The following is a 19320-nucleotide window of genomic DNA, read 5'->3' as shown; positions in this document are numbered from 1 at the left end:
ACTGGCTGTCCGGTGTTCCACAAGCGACCACGCGAACTTCGCAATTTGCAAAGCTTATGGCTCAGTCGGTAGGTTAAGCAATATTTCGCCAGCAGTATCAAAAGGGGGCAAGAACCTCTCAAAGTCCTCCAATTTATCGGAGGATTTAGGAGGATCTACTACATTTTGGTTTTGTAGAGAGATGTGTGTACACCGTAGCTCCGAGCCGGAGAGGGACAGTTTTGTAAATTAAAAACCGCAGAGACGCTGAGAACGCAGAGGGAAAGGAAAGAGGAATAATTCCGATGCAAAAGGATTTGATATTACTAGATGAGCAGTGGAAATGATGTTATTTCAAATAAGTGATTTTGATATATGTTGATGTGAGCCATCTGACATAGATGAGATCAACATTTGTTCAAAGACTTTGGAAAGAGCAGTTTGAAAACGCTGACGATGCTTGAGTTTGAAAAAAGGTCGAACTATTTCTGCGTAGGTGTAGCCAGCCGTAGGCATCGCACCGTTACCGTCTCTATTATCAATCACTCGAATTGCTCGTAGAGTTCCCAGTTGTATTTCTTTTTTTACCATCAACTCAGAAATTCCGATCGCACCGACACCATCTTCGATCGCTGCTTTTGTCATCTCTCCACTATTGAATACTAAAATTACATCCAGTTCACTGAGATTGATTTCCCAATTCTGTAAGGCTTCCTCAAACCTTTGCTGGGTTCCAGAACCAGGTTCACGCATCACCCAAGGGGTTTTAGTCAATTGGCTTAAGTCAATTTCTCCCCACTCAAACCAAGGGTGTTTTTGGCCTACTACTATTTGTAAGCGATCGCTCCCCACTATTTCATACTCTAGAGTACTCTGGAGTGCTGGCTTCACATCTCCTTCTACCAAACCTAAATCAAACTGTCCTGTGGCTGTTCCTAGACAAATCTCTTCTGTATTGGCAAGGCTACAGTTAATCTGAATACCGGGATACCGGCTCTTAAACTCACTAATCTTACTTGGTAGCCAGTAGTTACCAATTGTCAGACTTGACCCTAATTTCAATTCACCCCTTTGCAGATTGTTCAATTCTCGCAATCCTCTTTCAGTCAAGGAAACTTGATCGAGAATTTTCTGCGCTTCCACTTGCAGTAATTTACCCGCCTCAGCAATCTCAATATGGCGACCAATCCGATGGAACAGTTTCACACCATATTCTTGCTCTAAGTTGTGGATTGCTGCACTGACGGCAGGTTGTGTAATATAAAGCTCCTCTGCTGCGCGAGTAAAGTGTAAGTGCTGTGCCACAGCCAGAAAGATTTTTAGCTGCTCAAGCGTCATTCCTGCCATTTATGGTATCCCTACAACTTGGTGTCAAAGATTTAATCACTTTCATTTATCATTTTGACAAACAAAAGCATTTGATTCTATCGGTTAGTTTCACTAAAGTATAAATCAAAGCTTTTTACTTAGTCATTTGCCATTAGTCATTTGTAGTTTGTAAATGGCCAATGATTAATGCCCAATTGCCAAGCATCAAAATAAGGACTTCCAAAAATGAGCGGTTTAGTAACTGCAATTACCACAGGGATCACGGCATTCACTGCCACCAACATCGATGATATTGTGATTCTGACGTTGCTTTTTTCACAAATAAATAAAACGTTCCGCAGTCGTCACATCCTTGCTGGTCAGTATCTCGGCTTTGCTGCATTGATTGTTGCTAGCCTTCCTGGGTTTTTCGGTGGACTAATTATACCGCAGGACTGGATTAGACTACTTGGTTTAATGCCAATAATCATTGGTGTGAGTGGTTTACTAAAACGCGAAGAGGATTCACCAGAGGAAGGTGCAGAAGAAACCGAGCCATCTTGTCCCTCTATAGTTAGGAGCTTTTTCTCACCCCAAACTTGCAACGTCGCTGCGATCGCCTTTGCCAATGGTAGTGATAATATCAGCGTCTACGTGCCTCTGTTTGCCAATTCGGAATTAGATAGTCTGCTAATTATACTCAGTGTATTCTTTTCGCTAGTGGGCGTATGGTGTTATACCGCTTATAAGTTGACCTACTTGCCTGCGATCGCACATTTTTTAACTGAAAATGGTAACACTTTTGTACCTTGTATCTTGATTGGTTTGGGCGTGTTTATTGTCACAGAAAACGTAACCTGGACTCTTTTATCTGTAGTTTCTAGTTATATATTCTCATTAATCTTAGGTTTCAATACTCAATCTTCGAGTGAAGAACAAGAAAAGTTAAGTATCTAGAAAGATGTGCATCATGAATTTTATTACCAAAATGAATTTAAAACTACAAAATATCTTACCCATCAACAGGAATCAAAACATGAAAGTCTGGAAATCTCTGCTAATTGCCTTAATGATTTTCGCTAATCTAGCCTTCGCTCAACCTTCTTTTGCTGATAGACCAAAATTTAGCAAAAACCCTGATTATATCGAAGTCACTAAAGCTCTTAATGAACTGTCTCAAACAAAAGATGCCCAAACTCAAGTTCAAGGTCTGACACCAGAAGAAATTCAAAAGAGAACCGAGGAATTAACACTGCAAAAATATGCTTTAGAGACGGGAATTAACTGGGGGAAATGCGAAAACCAAACAGGTAATACCATAGCAGTATACGGTAAAAGACCAAATGATGATGACAATGAAGATGCCATATACGACAATGGTTTGTATTTTCTAGCTAATGGTCAGTCAACTAAAGATAACTGGGATTGTGATGGCATCTATCTACCGAATGATATCAAAGTAGCAAACTTCACTTCTAGTCCGAATGGACAAGGTGAAGAATTGACAGGGCCTGCGGCTCTGAAGATCCTTGATGGAACTCAGTTGGTGATTAAGAGCAATCCAGATACTGGTGCGATTGAATTAAATGTTCCGACTGTGAAAGTTCTTAACAGCAATAAGGCTAACTGGTTTATCCCAGATATATCGCAGGCTATCATAGATACACGAGTTCCTAATGCACCTATTAAGAAGTCTTGAAATCTAACTGCATAGTCTACTTTTGAATGATTGTTCTCAACTTCAACAGAGTAACAGCCAAAATTAGAGAAAAAACCTGACTTAAGACTGGTGAAAAATCTCTCTGATTATTGGCTGTTTTTTATAACATCTTATTACTTATAACTGCTCTGTACCATCAATTACGAATTCTGAATTATTCAGTCAGGCTTGTTTTATTTCTATATCTGCATTAAGATATATTTTGAAAAAATATGTACAATCACAATAGGCATATTTCAGTAGCGCAACTATTGTGCTGGCTGCGAGTGATCTGGAAAGAGATTTCCTACTACCTCCGCATTTTTTTGAGAAGAGCCGCTTTGGGGATAAGGGTGTTATTGATGCAGTTAAAATTGAAATCCACAGAAGAAGATAAAGATCAAAAAAAGCCAGGACGACTCAATCCTTCTCGAATCCGAGATCACTTGGCAAATGAGCGTACCTACCTGGCTTGGATGCGGACAGGGATTGCTCTTTTAGGTTTTGGGGTGGTAATTGTGCGTTTGCGTGCCTTCCAAGTGCCTTTGATGCCGCGTCCTGGCAACGGCTGGAAGTTAGGTTTAGTCTTTTCGTTGGTGGGTTTGATTACGGTGTGGCTCTCAACTAGTCACTATTTCGCTGTCCGTCGTGATATCGAAGAAGATACTTATGAACCGACAGACAGATGGGTGTTGCTTTTCAGCCTCGCTGTGATGATTCTGGGAACTGGGGTAATCTATTTTGTTTTTACAACTTCTTTAGATCCATTAAGTCCACTTATCCCTGAGTGATGATAAGTCAATACGGTTCAGTTAAGGCTAAAACTCTGTTACCAAAGTCGTTTTTTTAACGAACCGCCTTCTCTACGAGAGGCTTCCGCCAACGCGCAGCGTCTCCAAGAGTTGGCGCAGAGAACGCAGAGAGAAGAAAGAGATGCTTAACTGAACTGTATTGGATGATAATTAGACATCTCCAAAAATGAAATATGCCTTATCCAGAAACCTTGTAGAGACGTAGCACTGCTACGTCTCTACATTCTTTTCGTAGCAGTGCTATATCTGTAGCTACTTAACCTGAGTTCGGGTTAAGCCAGAAGCTAAAAAGCTTATTCTGTCAGGATTGAATAAAACTGGAATTGATCAAAGCAGGGATAAAAGTGGAATCATTTTGTTAATAAGGTTCACAAATGAAACTAATCTCAGCAATATGTCTTATTGACAATAGATGAAAACAGAGCTTTAGACCGAACAACGATAATTCAAGGCTTTTGAGGATTTCTTATCCCGAACTCAGGTTACTTATTTTCAAAACCGCACTTTGTACATTTGGAATAATTCTCCTGGTTTTTGCGTGACTATTTTAGCGCCAGCCGCCTTAATAGCTTTTTCCCACTCAGCTACAGGCTCTAAAAACACCTCAGCCCCCAAATAGGTTTCTAAAACTGCCCAATCTTCTGCTAAAGGCTGTTCTGGGTTAAGGATGTCAAACACAAAATGTCCACCCGGTTTTAATACTCGCTTAACTTCTGCGAGTACTGCATTCCAGTATTCGAGTGGAAAATAGCAGCTAAATCCTGTTGCGATCGCTAGATCAAACTGCTCTGGTGAATAGTTTAACTGATGGGCTGCTCCCAACTCAACACCTTTGAACAGCTTAGAATTCAACTGCGGCCCACGAGAGTTTAGGGTATCGCGTGCCACATTACTAATTTCTTGCCCATGAAAAAATGCTTGCCAATCCCGCCAAGGATATATTAAAAAGCTGATACCACAGCCAATATCTAAACAGTGCTGGTTTTTTTGAGGTTGAGCAATTTCCCAAAAAGGGGAAGCAATTCTCCCGGCAAAACTACCTCCAATCCACTCACGAAATATCGGCATCGCCTGGACTTCGGTTGGGAGTTCAAAGGTTTCACGTTGATACTCTCGGTTAAAACGATAGGCTATTTGGCCTAATCTTTCGTCCCAGTTGCTTGATTTGGCTGAAGTAAAGAGATTTTGGAACTGCGAATCAGACTTTTTGGACATTAGATTTTTGCTACTCTTTCTAAGAATTGTAGTCAAATTCGTTTTGCGATCGCCTCCGGTGAGCAGGTACACCATCGCCTCCGGCGGGCGGGTACGCCATCGCATACCCATCCAATCTACTGCTGGGGTTTGTCCTAAGTCATTGGTCATTAGTACCAATGACTAATGACCAATGACTAATGACCAATGACTAATGACTAATAACTGCTATTCAACTTTTTCATACCAGATACCTACTTTCTCAAAAGCACCATAAGCAAGCTTGAGAAAATTCACTACTCTCTGTTTTCCAATTACTCCAAATTCTTTATACTCTCTAGCCTCTGCAAAAGTCAGGCGATTTTGGTCAATTATGTTTCTTTCTCTGTATGCTAACTTGGGAAAATCTATAACTTTTATCTGATATTTATTTACTGTGTTCTGAAAGTTGGAGTCTAACTCTAGATGTTCCCAATCATCACACAGCCCCAAATTCCTCACCAGAATATGAGGGATTTTTTCGCCGTAAGTATTCACTGACTGAGTAAACAGGTTGATGCTGTCGTATCCTCCTGTCGATACAAACCATTTACAAAACATCACTCCCTGCGAACTTCCTAGTTCAAGTAATTGATTAGATTCAATCCACCCCTGCACTGCTCTATGCGATTGTGCGGCTAAATTCACAATTACTGGCCTCTCTATGGCCCACTCAAATATTCTATCTGCCTTATTTGCCTGTCGTTCGTTCTCACTAAACACAGCATACTTACATATTTCCTTATATACCCCTGCCACATCTGGATTCGATCTATCTGTCTCCACTGGTACAAATGGGATTCTCTTATCCAGACAATACTGAATCATTGTCCTGGCAAAGAGAGATTTTCCTACCCCGCCTTTTTCACCATCCACAAAATGAATCGTCGGCATTACAGCCACCTCTAATAACTTATTAAAGCCTGATACATCTTTCCCAAAATAAGAACTTTTTGGCCGTTGCCGCCTAGTTGTTTTGGTGGTTTTATGAGAAAGTATAACCGTGATTTGGATATAGTTTAAATAATGCTTGCAAATCGGATACACTAACCATCTGAAGAAATTGCATTGCTGTAACACTAAAAATAATAGTACATTTTTACTACAAAAGGGATAGGTCAAAACTATTGTGAAAGTTTTGACCTATCCCTACTTAAGGATTCGCAATGCAATGGCAAATCCGCGCCTCAATTGAGAAATTTTTCTCTAACAAACTATAGTAGGGTGGGCATTGCAATGCCTACCCCACAAGCTAGCTTTTCAGCAAACGAACTTAAGATTAACCCAAATCGAAAAGCAAGATTTCGCCGCCGATGTTGGTGCTAATTTCTAGCTGTTCTTCGCCATTGATTTGCACACCATCGCCGGCTCTGAGTTCTTCTCCATTTAAATCGACTATACCTCGCGCTACTTGTAACCAGGCATAGCGATCGCTTTTGACTTGATAATTGACAACATCGCCTGCTTCTAAAACAGATGTGTATAACTCAACATCTTGGTGAATTGTCACAGCACCATCGCGCCCATCTTTAGAGGCAATTAAGCGGAGTTTACCGCGCTTTTCTTCGAGAGGAAAAGCTTTTTGTTCATATCTTGGCGTTATTCCTTCTCGATCGGGAAGAATCCAGATTTGCAGTAAGTGTAGTGGTTCAGTTGGTGAAGGATTAAATTCGCTGTGGCTGATTCCAGTTCCAGCGCTCATAATTTGGGCATCACCGGGGCGAATTACCGAACCAGTCCCCAAACTGTCTTTATGCTCTACAGCACCTTCTAAGACATAAGTGAGGATTTCCATATCACGATGACTGTGGGTAGGGAATCCGGCACCAGGGGCGATGCGATCGTCGTTAATCACGCGCAGAGAGCGAAATCCCATACGATTGGGATCGTAAAAACTACCGAAAGAAAATGTGTGATAGCTATCGAGCCAGCCCATTTTCGCGTGACCACGGGCATTGCGATCGTGAATTAAGTGGGTAATTGTATTTTGAGACATAAATCTACCTCTTTGTTAATGAGTATTTAGTTAGGAACGACTCAATTTTGGATTTTAGATTTTAGACTTTCATGCGGAACGCTACGCTTTAGCGATACGCTCAGTGAACGATTTTAGATTGCAGGAAAAATCTAAAGTTGGTATTTGAAATCAAAACGGAATTAGCATACTTTTTCACTCACCTAATAACTTCTTAAAGTTTAAGTATTAATTTTGATGGCTCGCTTGTTGAAGATATTGGTGAATTTCTTGACTTCGTTTTGAACTATTTCAATAGTAAGGTATATACATATAAATGAAAAGTACGCACTTAAAAGTGACGTACTTACCAAAAAGATACTATTAGATTTAAGAAAGACTACTTTTCTCAGAAGTGCTTATTTTACAGCAGCAGGAATCTTTTGAGTTTTAGTAGTACCAGCGTTACCATTCTCTTCTTTGATTTCTGCTATTTGTAGATGAGCTTCTAAGAACCAGAGTCGTTTGTCAATGGTACGAGAAATTTCGGTGTAAAGATCGGCAGTATCAGCATCACCTAATTCATCAGTTTTTGCGATCGCTTCTCTAATATGTTTCGCATAGAGTGCAAAGCGATCTGCTAAGGCTGTCACATGATCTTTACCATCCAAAATATCTAAGGGATATTCTGGCAGAATTGAATTACTAGCTGCGGCGCGGGCTGTTCCGAAAGCGTATCCGCCTAAAGCTGTGACGCGTTCAGCTACTAAATCGATGTATCCTTCCAATTCCCCAGCAAGTTCATCAAATAATAGATGTAGCTGATAGAAGTCAGTTCCTTTAACATTCCAATGCGCTTGCTTTGCTTGGGTTTTTAAATCCGAAGTAGCTGCTAAGGTTTGGTTGAGAAGCACCACGATTTGAACTCTCGCTTTGGCGGGAATGTCAATGCGGGTAGGGTACAGACGTGATGTAATGCTGTTGTCGCTCATGGGTCTACGTTGTTAATGCCTTTTAAATCTAACTTTACAGATATTGGCTGGTTGTGCGAAACTCTCTGACGATGGATTGTATTAATGCCTGAATGTGTTACTGTTCAAGGCTTTATACCATTTTGAATTTTAGATTGGTCAAGTTAAAAATGACATTTAGATGCGATGGTTTTCTATGGTATTAAATGTACCACCAAAAAGCCGATCGCGAATTACATCATTCTGCAAAAAGTCATGGGGAAAACCCAGTTCAATTTTGCTAACTTCATCTAAGCGTTGCAGATGTTCTGGCGAAAGGCTGACATCTAAAGAAGCTAAGTTATCTTGAAACTGCGTTAATTTACGTGCCCCAATTATGGGAATAATAACACCACTTTGAGCTAGTAACCAAGCTAATGCTACCTGTGAGGGTGTGTGGCCAATTTCTGCTGCAACTTCACTAACAACTTGAGCGATCGCTAAATTCCGTTCTGAAATACTTCCTAACGCTGGATTTGTTAATCGTCCTTGTTCATCGCCTGCTTGAGGAGGCTGATTATACTTACCTGTTAGCACACCGCCACCCAAGGGCGACCAAGGCGTTACCGCCAAATCAAAAGCTTTCGCCATCGGTAGCAAATCACGCTCTGGTGTTCGCTGAATTAAACTATACTCAATTTGCAGTGCAACAAACTGCGTCCATCCTTGGAACTGGGCAATGGTATTTGCTTGAGAAACGATCCAAGCAGGTGCGTCAGAAATGCCAATGTAAAGTACTTTACCTTGACGAACTACATCATCAAGCGATCGCAAAACTTCTTCAATAGGTGTTGTAAAATCCCAAGCGTGCAACCAAAATAAATCAATGTAATCGGTGTTCAGTCGTTTCAAGCTACCTTCTAAAGACTGGATTAAATTCTTGCGATGGTTTCCACTGGCGTTAGGGTCGCCCTTTTGGTTATTCATCTGCAAGGGAAAGGAATATTTTGTCGCAACTACAAAGCGTTCTCGTTCTTTTGCAATCAACTCACCGACAATTTTTTCACTGCTACCATCGGTATAACCGTTGGCGGTGTCAATGAAATTTCCCCCTGCTTCTGTATATGTGTCAAAGATTTTACGACTCTCGTCAACAGATGCACCCCAACCCCAATCTTCACCAAAGGTCATGGTTCCCAAGGAGAGTTCAGAGACTCTTAATCCGCTTTTGCCTAAGAGTTTGTATCTCATGAATATTTTCTCTTTAACGAAAAAACAACGCGAATACCATTCCAAAGGCATGATAACAAAGGTTGTCATTTGTCCTTTGTCATTGGTCATTAGTAAGGGCTTTAAGCCTCTTTACGTTTCGTAATATACTTGGGGTTTTTCGCGCTAACTTAACTTTAGCGAAGCAAGAGCGATCGCTTGCATTGTGAATGCACTAGTCCGCTTTGTGAATGCGATCGCTTGCATTATGAATGCATTAGCCCGCTTTGTAAATGGGAATGCTTGCATTGTTAATGCATTAGCCCGCTTTGTGAATGCGATGGACTTTGCAACGGCAACCGCTACAATAAGCCTAAGTCAAGTCAAAATAAGACATAATGACCTACACTTCATCCAAACTACTGACTTTTGAAGAATTTATAGCTCAATATGGTGATAATACACGCTACGAATTAATCGATGGACAACTAAGAGATATGGAACCTACAGGACTACATGAAGCTGTTGCAGGTAGTATTGCTGGTAGAATCTATGTCGAAATTTTTTATTCTAATTTTAACTGGCTAATCCCAAAAACCTGTCTGATTAAACCACCTGCTGCTGAAGCCACAGCACTGCGTCCTGATGTAATTGTTTTAGATAAAGCTGAACTTAGCAAAGAACCGCTATGGTCAAAAGAACCTATTATTTGTAACGGCAGCACAATCAAATTTGTTGCTGAAGTTGTTAGCACTAATTGGCAAGATGATTATGCCAGAAAAGTTGAAGAATACGCTTTTCTTAATATCCTAGAATACTGGATTGTTGACTTTCGTGGCTTGGGTGGCTTGCAATTTATCGGCAATCCTAAACAACCCACCTTTACCGTTTGTCAGTTAGTTAACGGTGTTTACCAGCAGCAACAATATCATTTAGGAGATACTATTTCTTCTGAACTATTGCCAAATTTACAACTTAAACTTGACGATATCATGCCTATTTAACAACTTAAATTTTGTTTTGGCTCTTACTGAAGCAAGAGCGATCGCTATAGTTTTCTACGCTAAAATAATTATTTTTATGAACTACTACGTAATCTACGACGGAAATTGTAATCTCTGCGTTACTTTAGTGCAATTGCTAGAAACCTTAGACAAGGGAAAGCTGTTTCGCTACGCTCCTATGCAAGATGAGCAGACACTTTTACAGTGGGGAATTACAGCCCAAGATTGTGAACAGGGGATGATTTTAATTGATGGCAATGAACCTCAAAGACGTTGGCAAGGTAGTAACGCAGCTGAAGAAATTGGGCGATTATTGCCAGTAGGAAGTGTATTTGTAGACGCTTATCGAGCCTTACCGGGGATGAAATGGGCAGGCGATCGCTTTTACGAACAAATCCGCGATAATCGCTACACCATATTTGGTAAGCGTTCTAATACTTATGAATCGTCTTACTGTGTTGATGGTAGCTGCAAGCCGTAGGTAGAGGGCAGGGGGCAGGGAGATGAGGGGAAACCCCATAAATAAATGTATTGGTTCTGAGACAAGTACGCATTATTTATCGTCGCACTTTCCGCTTAAATAAATATTTTTTCCTTAAGCATAAATACATTTATTAGCTCGTAACCCCACACTGCTGGGGCATTCCAGCATCTTTTTCCCCCTGTCCCCTGCCCCTGCTCCCCTGCCTCTTTGGTCATTAGACAGAATTTGTTCTGCTAAAAAATCCGCCTCCAGGTGCTAGCAAAAAGTCTCGTAGACGAACCATTATGCTATCTGGCGTGTTTGTAAACATTGTGCAATCAATGTTGCGATCACCTCCGGTGGGCGGGTACGCCATCGCACGACAATTCGGCACAACATACTGACGGGAGGGATACTGCGTGAGAATTGGTGCTAACTACTTGGGTAATGGAGAATGTGAATTTACAGTTTGGTCGCCGCTATTAGATAGCGTCACTGTAAAAACTTTGACACCACAGGAGCAGGTTATTCCCCTCAAGCCTCAGTCTGAGGGATATTGGCACGCGAAAGTAAATGATGTGTATCCAGGCACGCTTTATCGGTATGTCTTGAATGGTCAAGACGCTTTTGCCGATCCCGCGTCGCAGTATCAACCTGAAGGAGTGCATGGCCCGTCTCAAATTGTCGATCATCAGTTTGAGTGGACTGATGAAGGGTGGACTGGTATTCCTGTGGAGTCGATGATTTTCTACGAACTCCATGTTGGGACATTCACACCTGAAGGAACTTTCACCGCGATTATTTCTCGTCTACCAGAACTTAGGGAACTGGGAATTAATGCGATTGAAATTATGCCCATTTCCCAGTTTCCGGGAGACACCCATATTGAAGCGTCTTTGGCATATCGTAACTGGGGCTATGATGGTGTTTACCCTTATGCGGTGCAAAATTCTTATGGTAGCCCAGCCGAACTGAAGCAACTGGTAAATGCTTGCCACCAACACAATATCGCTGTGGTGTTGGATGTGGTGTATAACCACTTTGGGCCAGAAGGCAACTATATGAGTCAGTTCGCACCCTACTTCACTAAAACCTATAAAACACCTTGGGGTGAAGCGCTGAATTTCGATGATGCCCATAGTCAGGGTGTGCGAAATTATTTTATTGAAAATGCGCTTTACTGGTTGCGCGAGTTTCACATTGACGCATTGCGGCTTGATGCTATTCAAGCAATTTATGACTTGGGGGCGAAGCATTTTCTTTGGGAACTGGCGGAAGCAGTTCATCATTTTTCACAACAAGGGCAAAAATGGAAACGCCACTTAATTGCCGAAAGTGACTTGAATAATCCGCAAATCATTCGTCCAGCAGAATTGGGTGGATATGGTCTCGATGCCCAATGGAGTGATGATTTTCACCATTCATTGCACGCACTCTTGACAGGCGATCGCCAAGGATATTATCAAGATTTTGGGCAAACTACTCAGTTGGCAAAAGCTTATGAAGATACTTTTGTCTACGATTGGAAGTACGCACCACACCGCAAGCGATTTCATGGCATATCTTGCCGCGATCGCAATTTATCACAGTTTTCAATCTGCATTCAGAATCACGATCAAATCGGCAATCAAATGAAAGGAGAACGCCTCACTCAGAGGATCTCTTTTGAAGGATTGAAGTTAGCTGCTGGCGCTGTGCTGCTGTCGCCTAATTTACCCCTGTTATTTATGGGTGAGGAATATGGAGAAACTGCACCCTTCATTTATTTTGTCAGTCACTCCGACCCCGATTTAATTCAAGCAGTTCGAGCCGGACGCAAAGAAGAATTTGAAGCATTTCACTATGCAGACGATCCCCCAGATCCCGAATCGGCGGAAACTTTCCTAAAGTCTAAACTCAATTGGCAATTACGTCATGAAGGTAAGCACAAAGTTCTGTGGGATTGGTATCGTCAGTTAATTAATTTACGCAAAACGCATCCAGCACTTTTAAATCAAGACCGCAATTCCATCGAAGCGACTAGCGATGAAGACAAGCAGTTAGTTATTGTGCGTCGTTGGTGCGAATCAAGTGAACTAATATTTGTGATGAATTTCAATTCGTCTCCAGTCACAGCGACTCTACCAATTCAGCATAATGCTAATAAATTGTTGGACTCTGCTGATACCTCATGGTCTGGGCCTGGTTCTGAAGCAGATGAACATCTGTCTGCGGGAAAAGAAGTGAAATTACAACCTACGAGTTTAGTACTCTATGAAAAAGGATAAGGGGGATAGTTAAAACTTCAAGTTTCAGCCTTAAAACCTCAAGTTTCTAGCAAAAAGGTTCAACGTTCAAGCTAAAAGGTTCAACGTCCGAGTAAAAAGGCTCAACGTCCGAGTAAAAAGGCTCAACGTTCAAGTAAAAAGACTCAACGTCCGAGTAAAAAGGTTCAACGTCCTAGTAAAAAGGTTCAACGTCCGAGCTAAAAGGTTCAACGTCCGAGCTAAAAGGTTCAACGTCTGAGCTAAAAGGTTCAACGTCCGAGCTAAAAGGTTCAACGTCCGAGCTAAAAAGTTCAAACTCCCCCACCTCTCAATATCAGATAAAATCCCCCGCCTGCGATGACCCCCTTAAAAGGGCTACGGTGTACACACAAGTCGAATTACCCCCCTTAATCCCCCCTTATAAAAGGGGGAAAACAAGAAATCTAGTTCCCTCCCCTTTATAAGGGGAGGGTTAGGGTGGGGTAAAACCTTGGTTAATCAGCTATTTCAGACTTGTGTATACATCCTTGCTTAAAAAGGAGGGTTGCGGGGATCTTCCAGAAACAAACACGTTAACCGAACCATATCCCCCCATCTCTTATCACAACAAACTCATGCGAATTCCTACCGCAACTTATCGAATTCAGTTTACACCCCAGTTTGGCTTTGACAATGCTAAAGCGATCGCAGCTTATCTAGCAGATTTGGGTATTTCTGATTTATATGCCTCCCCCATTTTCAAGGCACGATCTGGGAGTACCCACGGTTACGATATAGTAGATGCCACTCAACTTAACCCAGAACTGGGAACTAATGAATCTTTTGATGCCTTAGTTAGCGAAGTTCAATCCCTTGGTATGGGCTGGTTACAAGATATAGTGCCAAACCACATGGCCTATAGCAGCGAAAACGATTACTTGATGGACGTATTGGAACACGGCCCAGATTCTAGCTATACAGACTACTTCGATCTTTCTTGGAATGCTCCCTTTGGCGATCGCCAAGAGCGAATTCTTGCTCCTTTGCTGGGAGATTTCTATGGTGCATCCCTAGAAAACGGACACATTCAACTACAATATGAACAAAACGGTTTAACTGTAAACTATTACAGCTTAAAACTGCCGTTACGATTAGAGTCTTACACAAAATTTATTACCCATAATCTGGGCAAACTCACACGCACACTCGGACGCAATCACCCTGATTTTATTAAACTATTAGGTATTTTGTATATTCTCAAAAGTGTGCCCTCAGAAGTTGCGGGAAAACAGCGACAAGACCAAATTGCATTTATTAAAGGATTGGTTTGGGAACTTTACACCACAAATGATGCCATCCGCGAGTTCATTGACGAAAATATCCAAACTTTCAACGGAGAACCAGGGAATTCAGAGAGCTTTAACTTGTTAGATGAATTACTCAACGATCAATTTTACCGTCTCGCTTTCTGGAAAGTTGGGGCGGAAGAAATGAACTATCGCCGTTTCTTTACCGTTAATGAACTGATTTCCGTTAAAGTTGAAGAAGTGCGGGTTTTTAATAATACCCATAGCCTCATTCAAAAGCTGGTTGAGGAGGGCAAATTTACAGGCTTACGCATCGATCATATTGATGGATTATATAACCCAATCCAGTATCTACAAAGGCTCCGAGAAAAGACGGGAGATGTTTATATTACGGTCGAGAAGATTTTAGAAATCACCGAAGACCTGCCGGAAAACTGGGAAATTGAAGGGACATCGGGATATGACTTTCTTAATTATGTAAATGGTGTATTTTGTCAAACTGAAAATGAATCATCCTTCGATAAAATTTATCAAAACTTTATTGGTTCTAGAGTAGATTATTCATCAGTAGTGAAGGATAAAAAGCACCTGATACTAGAAAAGAATTTAGCGGGTGATATTGACAATTTGGCTCTTTTGTTAAAGAACATTTCCAGCAAATACCGCTATGGCAATGACTTTACCCTGAATGGCTTGAAAAGAGCGATCGCCGAAGTTTTAACTCTGTTCCCGATTTACCGTACATATATTACACCAGATGGGATTGGGGAGAGCGATCGCGCTACCATTCAAGAAGTAATTCGCCAAGCCAAAGAACAAACGCCCTTGTTGCAGCATGAACTGACCTTTATTGAAAAGTTAATGGTGCTAGAATTTGATAATTCTTTGACTCAAACAGAACGCGAACAGTGGATATATTTTGTCTTGCGGATGCAGCAATATAGTGGCCCGCTAATGGCTAAAGGTGTAGAAGACACCACATTATATGTTTACAATCGGTTGCTGTCGCTGAATGAAGTCGGGGGAAATCCCGGTCACTTTGGTATCGATTTAGCCAAATTTCATGCCTTTAATAAACAGCACCAAGCAACCTGGCCTCACACAATGAACACCACAGCTACCCACGACACCAAACGCGGCGAAGATGTGCGGGCTAGATTGAATGTATTGTCAGAAATCCCTAATGAATGGGATCAGCAGGTAAATACCTGGAGTGCTATTAATCGAGGAAGTCGCAGTCATCGCCACGGGTTTGCTATGCCCGATCGCAACGATGAGTATTTTCTCTATCAAACCCTAGTAGGGGCGTTTCCCTTTGCAGAACAGGAACACGCATCCTTCGTGGAACGGGTGAAGGATTATATAATTAAGGCAATTCGAGAAGCGAAAGTTCATACAGCATGGCTGCGGCCTGATAGCGAGTATGAAGAAGCCTGTACTTCCTTCATTGAAAAGGTACTAGACCCTTCCATCTCCAAAGAATTTCTAGAAGCCTTTCGTCCCTTTCAGCAGCGAATTGCAGAGTATGGCATCTTCAATTCCCTTTCCCAAACTCTGCTGAAGATTACCGCACCCGGCGTACCCGATTTATACCAAGGAACAGAACTTTGGGAACTCAGCCTAGTCGATCCAGACAATCGCCGTCCCGTAGATTTTGAACAGCGACGTACTTACTTAAACGACATCCGCGAACAAGCCAAAACAGATATTCTCAGACTAATTCAGGAGTTGCTAAACGATAAAACAGATGGCAAAATCAAACTGTTTTTAACGGCTCAATTACTCCAAGCCAGAACAAACTATGTCTCCTTATTCCAGGATGGCGACTATCTGCCGTTAGAAGTTCAGGGAACTTACGCCAATCACATCATCGCCTTTGCGCGACGAGAAGGGAATCAAACAGCGATCGCGATCGCGCCTCGCTTTTTAACCAGCCTCATCCAACCTGGAGACAACCCCCTAGGCGAGTCAGTTTGGCAAGATACCCACCTACAACTCCCCTCTGGAACTCCCACCACCTGGAAAAACGTCCTCACTCAGCAACCCTTACAAGCCACACAAACCCTATCTATCGCAACAGCCCTTACCCATTTCCCAGTTGCCCTCTTAATTAGCACTGCCGAGTAAAAACAAAAATCTTGTCTCACGCAGAGAGAACCCTGTAAAACCTCAGCGTTCCTCTGCGCTTCCCTTTGCGTTCCTTTGCGTTATAAAAAATTCTAAATATGACAACTCCCCCACAACTTACCACCACGCAGATTGATAGCGTGCGGACTCATATCAAAAAAACGTGGAAAACCTTAACGCGATCGCACGAACACTTATTACAATCTGCCAAAGATACCAAACTAGACCACGAAAAAGAAACTCCCTGGATTGTCTACATTTCACCCTTGGAAGATTGTCCCAACATTCAAACCGTATTGGAGCGATCGCTATCTTCCAAAGATATGCAAAGAATTGAAATTCGCACTTTGCCGTCGGAAGTCGAAGCGATTAAAGAGCATGGGTTACTATACCTACCAGGGCCTTATGTCGTACCAGGTGGTCGATTTAACGAAATGTATGGCTGGGACAGCTACTTTATATTACTAGGACTTTTGCACGATCAAGAATGGGATCTAGCGCAAAGCCAGGTAGATCAATTGTTGTACCAGGTGAAGCATTACGGCACTATCCTCAATGCCAACCGGACTTACATGCTGTCGCGATCGCAACCCCCTGTCCTCAGCATGATGGTTTTGGCATTATTCCAGCACACCCAGGATGAAGAGTGGTTGAGGACAACCGTACCACTGCTAGAACAATTTTATTATTACTGGGTAGTACCGCCCCACTTGAATCCCGGAACCGGCTTATCCAGATTTTATGCCTTTGGCGAAGGCCCCGCGCCAGAAGTCGTGTTTTCCGAGCGAGATGAGGAAGGAAAAAGCCACTATGATCGCGTCAAAGAATATTACCAAACCTTTGAGATTGAAGATTACGACGTTAATCTTTACTACGATCGGGAAAATGACAAACTGACCCACCTATTTTACAAGGCCGATCGCACCATGCGCGAGTCCGGTTTTGATATCACCAACCGATTTGGCCCCTTCAGTGCTGATATCCTCCACTATGCTCCCGTATGCCTCAACAGTTTGCTATATCAGGTAGAACAAGACTTGGCGCAAATTAACGCTATTTTCGGGAACGAAGAATTGGAACAGCAGTGGCGCGATCGCGGCGAATATCGACGCGATCGGATCGATCAATTTCTCTGGAATGAAGAACGAGGACTCTATTGCGACTATCACTTCCAGAGTGGAAAACGCCGTTGCTACGAATTTGCTACCACATTCTATCCCCTGTGGTTAGGAATTTCTTCTCAAGCCCAAGCCCAGCGAGTCGTGGAAAATCTATCTTTGTTTGAAGCCCCAGGCGGAATTCTTACCAGTACTCATATCACCGGAAACCAGTGGGATGCTCCCTTCGGTTGGGCACCATTGACATTAATTGCTGTTCAGGGACTTCACCGTTATGGATTTCATACAGAAGGCGATCGCATTGCCAATAAATTTCTAGCGATGGTAATGAAAGAATTCGAGCGTCACAACACCCTAGTTGAAAAATATGATGTTGAGCGCTGTTCTGCCAACGTTTCCGACGAAATCACCTTTGGATATAGTTCTAACGAAGTTGGCTTCGGCTGGACAAATGGCGTGATTCTAGAACTCTTAGCAGCCCGTGGGAAAAAAGTTTAAATAAAAAGGCGTGAGAAAAAACCTCACGCCCTAATCTTACTCACTTTTTAAATGTCTATAACTAATCAAAGATAAAACAAAATTGATAATTAAGCTTTTATTTTAACTTCTTTCCATTTTTTATCATTATTGGCTTTAAACAAGGTAGCAATTCCAAAAGCTAAACCTACTCCAAACAAATTAGATGGTTCAGGAACTGATTTGCTGGAAGTGGGAGGTGTTACACCATTAATATAGCTATCACTAGAACCATTGGGAAGACTGCCCACATGGATACCTACCTTCAACGTACCAGCATTGATGGCTGCCAGAACATCATTGTACTTACCAGTGAATGTAATACCTAAAGATTCTCCAGATTAAACTGCGTTACCGTTACCACCATCTGTACTGGCACCAAAGGTTTTATTATTCCATCCAGAAATCTTGTTACTTTGCGACAAATTTTGAGTGTCTTTTTGAAACAGAACTGTACCGGAATTGCCTACATTCAGCGTCATGTTGTCATCCGAAATAAACGATACACTCTTGTCAACGCTAAAAGCAACCTGTTTCAAGGCTTGGGTGGAAGAAGCATTATTTAAAAATTTGAATAAAACTGTACCACCTCCATTGTCAGTTACATCAAATGAGAAATTGGAAGCGAAAGCATCACCAACAGTATCGCCGCCTGCAATATTATTAAAACCAAAACTGGTAGCCGAAGCTGGTGCAGCTGTTGCAATAACAGTAGCTCCAATTCCAGTTAAAAGAAGAGAAAAAATGTTAGTAACTTTCATGTCAAATAAATCACTTTATGTAGCTGCGAATACTAAGCTAATTCTTTTTGTATAAAAATGTAGATTTATTGACTAGTCTTTATCAAAACTTTATTGGTTTCTCTTGCTATATAAAGCAGTAATTAGGAGTAAAAAATAGCTATACAATTCCCAGAGAATATACTGATAAATTAGAAGTTTATTTTATAATTTCTTTAAAAAAGAGTAATGCCGCGATCGTCGTCGGGACAATTTCTTCATCATTATTCCTGCAATTCAGCAATTCCAAGAAATATTGCAATGGAATGTATCTACGTAATACCAACTATGTATAAAAATGCGCGTTATCACCCTCCCTATAGTTCGCCCTTAGGAAATAGGAAATACAGGTGGGTAAATATATTATTCCAGCTTCACAAATAAACGGTATAAGGATTCAGTCTGCCGCAAAAGGAATCAGCAAAGGATATATGTGCGCGTAATGCCGAGGCAAAAAATTCGATACAATTTCCCTGTTCTATATTCCAATACGCTTGGGTTAAGAAGCATAGTAGGTTGGGTTAAGGAACAAAACCCAACCTTGTATCTTAGAAATAGTAGTAGACCGTCCCAACCTTGGTCAAGAAAGACCGCTTCGTAGCATGGGTCACTACAACAATCTCTTTGACAGAACTCG

The 19320-nt window shown here is 41.7% G+C and carries 17 protein-coding genes; 8 read left to right on the top strand and 9 right to left on the bottom strand.

From position 1 onward, the window contains the following. Window positions 1–333: 333 nt before the first annotated feature. A complete protein-coding gene (locus tag H6G86_RS35320; RefSeq protein WP_190938260.1) occupies window positions 334–1326 on the bottom strand; it encodes a LysR substrate-binding domain-containing protein in 993 nt (330 codons plus the stop codon). Window positions 1327–1533: 207 nt separating this feature from the next. Here H6G86_RS35320 and H6G86_RS35315 point away from each other — a divergent pair, with 207 nt between their 5' ends. The 3 genes from H6G86_RS35315 (at window position 1534) to H6G86_RS35305 (ending at window position 3777) form a co-directional block, all read left to right on the top strand. Beyond that, on the top strand, window positions 1534–2244 hold the full coding sequence (locus H6G86_RS35315; protein ID WP_114085342.1) for a cadmium resistance transporter: 711 nt from the start codon (window positions 1534–1536) through the stop codon (window positions 2242–2244). 79 nt (window positions 2245–2323) lie between these two features. Then, window positions 2324–2986: a hypothetical protein gene (locus tag H6G86_RS35310; protein WP_190938259.1), complete on the top strand. Its 663-nt coding sequence runs from the start codon at window positions 2324–2326 to the stop codon at window positions 2984–2986. A 362-nt stretch (window positions 2987–3348) separates the two neighbouring features. Next, on the top strand, window positions 3349–3777 hold the full coding sequence (locus H6G86_RS35305) for a YidH family protein (protein ID WP_114085399.1): 429 nt from the start codon (window positions 3349–3351) through the stop codon (window positions 3775–3777). Between the two features lie 513 nt (window positions 3778–4290). On the opposite strand, the gene H6G86_RS35300 is transcribed toward H6G86_RS35305, so the two are convergent. From H6G86_RS35300 to H6G86_RS39760, 6 genes are all read right to left on the bottom strand, one after another. Beyond that, window positions 4291–5013, bottom strand: a complete 723-nt coding sequence (locus tag H6G86_RS35300) for a class I SAM-dependent methyltransferase (protein ID WP_190938263.1) — start codon at window positions 5011–5013, stop codon at window positions 4291–4293. Between the two features lie 207 nt (window positions 5014–5220). Beyond that, window positions 5221–6153, bottom strand: a complete 933-nt coding sequence (locus H6G86_RS35295) for a P-loop NTPase family protein (protein WP_242065135.1) — start codon at window positions 6151–6153, stop codon at window positions 5221–5223. Between the two features lie 157 nt (window positions 6154–6310). Further along, window positions 6311–7027 (bottom strand): pirin family protein, encoded by a 717-nt coding sequence (locus tag H6G86_RS35290; protein ID WP_190938258.1) that lies wholly within the window; start codon window positions 7025–7027, stop codon window positions 6311–6313. A 377-nt stretch (window positions 7028–7404) separates the two neighbouring features. Continuing rightward, window positions 7405–7977 carry a DNA starvation/stationary phase protection protein Dps gene (gene dps, locus H6G86_RS35285; RefSeq protein WP_114085339.1) on the bottom strand — a complete coding sequence of 191 codons (573 nt, stop codon included), beginning with the start codon at window positions 7975–7977 and terminating at the stop codon, window positions 7405–7407. A gap of 156 nt (window positions 7978–8133) precedes the next feature. Then, window positions 8134–9186: an aldo/keto reductase gene (locus H6G86_RS35280; RefSeq protein ID WP_190938262.1), complete on the bottom strand. Its 1053-nt coding sequence runs from the start codon at window positions 9184–9186 to the stop codon at window positions 8134–8136. A 144-nt stretch (window positions 9187–9330) separates the two neighbouring features. Beyond that, window positions 9331–9453 (bottom strand): hypothetical protein, encoded by a 123-nt coding sequence (locus H6G86_RS39760; RefSeq protein ID WP_277883707.1) that lies wholly within the window; start codon window positions 9451–9453, stop codon window positions 9331–9333. An 89-nt stretch (window positions 9454–9542) separates the two neighbouring features. Here H6G86_RS39760 and H6G86_RS35275 point away from each other — a divergent pair, with 89 nt between their 5' ends. From H6G86_RS35275 to H6G86_RS35255, 5 genes are all read left to right on the top strand, one after another. Further along, complete coding sequence (locus tag H6G86_RS35275; protein ID WP_190938257.1) at window positions 9543–10148, top strand: Uma2 family endonuclease; 606 nt, start codon at window positions 9543–9545, stop codon at window positions 10146–10148. Between the two features lie 76 nt (window positions 10149–10224). After that, complete coding sequence (locus tag H6G86_RS35270; protein ID WP_190938261.1) at window positions 10225–10629, top strand: thiol-disulfide oxidoreductase DCC family protein; 405 nt, start codon at window positions 10225–10227, stop codon at window positions 10627–10629. 401 nt (window positions 10630–11030) lie between these two features. Then, the gene (gene treZ, locus H6G86_RS35265; RefSeq protein ID WP_190938256.1) at window positions 11031–12878 is read left to right on the top strand and encodes a malto-oligosyltrehalose trehalohydrolase; all 1848 of its coding nucleotides are present in this window, start codon (window positions 11031–11033) and stop codon (window positions 12876–12878) included. A gap of 593 nt (window positions 12879–13471) precedes the next feature. Next, window positions 13472–16270 carry a malto-oligosyltrehalose synthase gene (treY, locus tag H6G86_RS35260; RefSeq protein ID WP_190938255.1) on the top strand — a complete coding sequence of 933 codons (2799 nt, stop codon included), beginning with the start codon at window positions 13472–13474 and terminating at the stop codon, window positions 16268–16270. A 98-nt stretch (window positions 16271–16368) separates the two neighbouring features. Further along, window positions 16369–17886 carry a trehalase family glycosidase gene (locus H6G86_RS35255; protein ID WP_190938254.1) on the top strand — a complete coding sequence of 506 codons (1518 nt, stop codon included), beginning with the start codon at window positions 16369–16371 and terminating at the stop codon, window positions 17884–17886. 89 nt (window positions 17887–17975) lie between these two features. Here the strand turns inward: H6G86_RS35255 and H6G86_RS39240 are convergent, their stop codons facing one another. Both H6G86_RS39240 and H6G86_RS39235 read right to left on the bottom strand, forming a co-directional pair. Next, a complete protein-coding gene (locus H6G86_RS39240) occupies window positions 17976–18173 on the bottom strand; it encodes a PEP-CTERM sorting domain-containing protein (protein ID WP_242065134.1) in 198 nt (65 codons plus the stop codon). A gap of 72 nt (window positions 18174–18245) precedes the next feature. Continuing rightward, complete coding sequence (locus tag H6G86_RS39235) at window positions 18246–18665, bottom strand: hypothetical protein (protein WP_242065133.1); 420 nt, start codon at window positions 18663–18665, stop codon at window positions 18246–18248. Window positions 18666–19320: the final 655 nt, after the last annotated feature.

The sequence above is a fragment of the Nostoc sp. FACHB-133 genome, assembly GCF_014698055.1.
Taxonomy (GTDB): Bacteria; Cyanobacteriota; Cyanobacteriia; order Cyanobacteriales; family Nostocaceae; genus Nostoc.
Note: the sequence above shows the minus strand (reverse complement) of the source record. Positions and strands in the feature narration are given on the sequence as shown.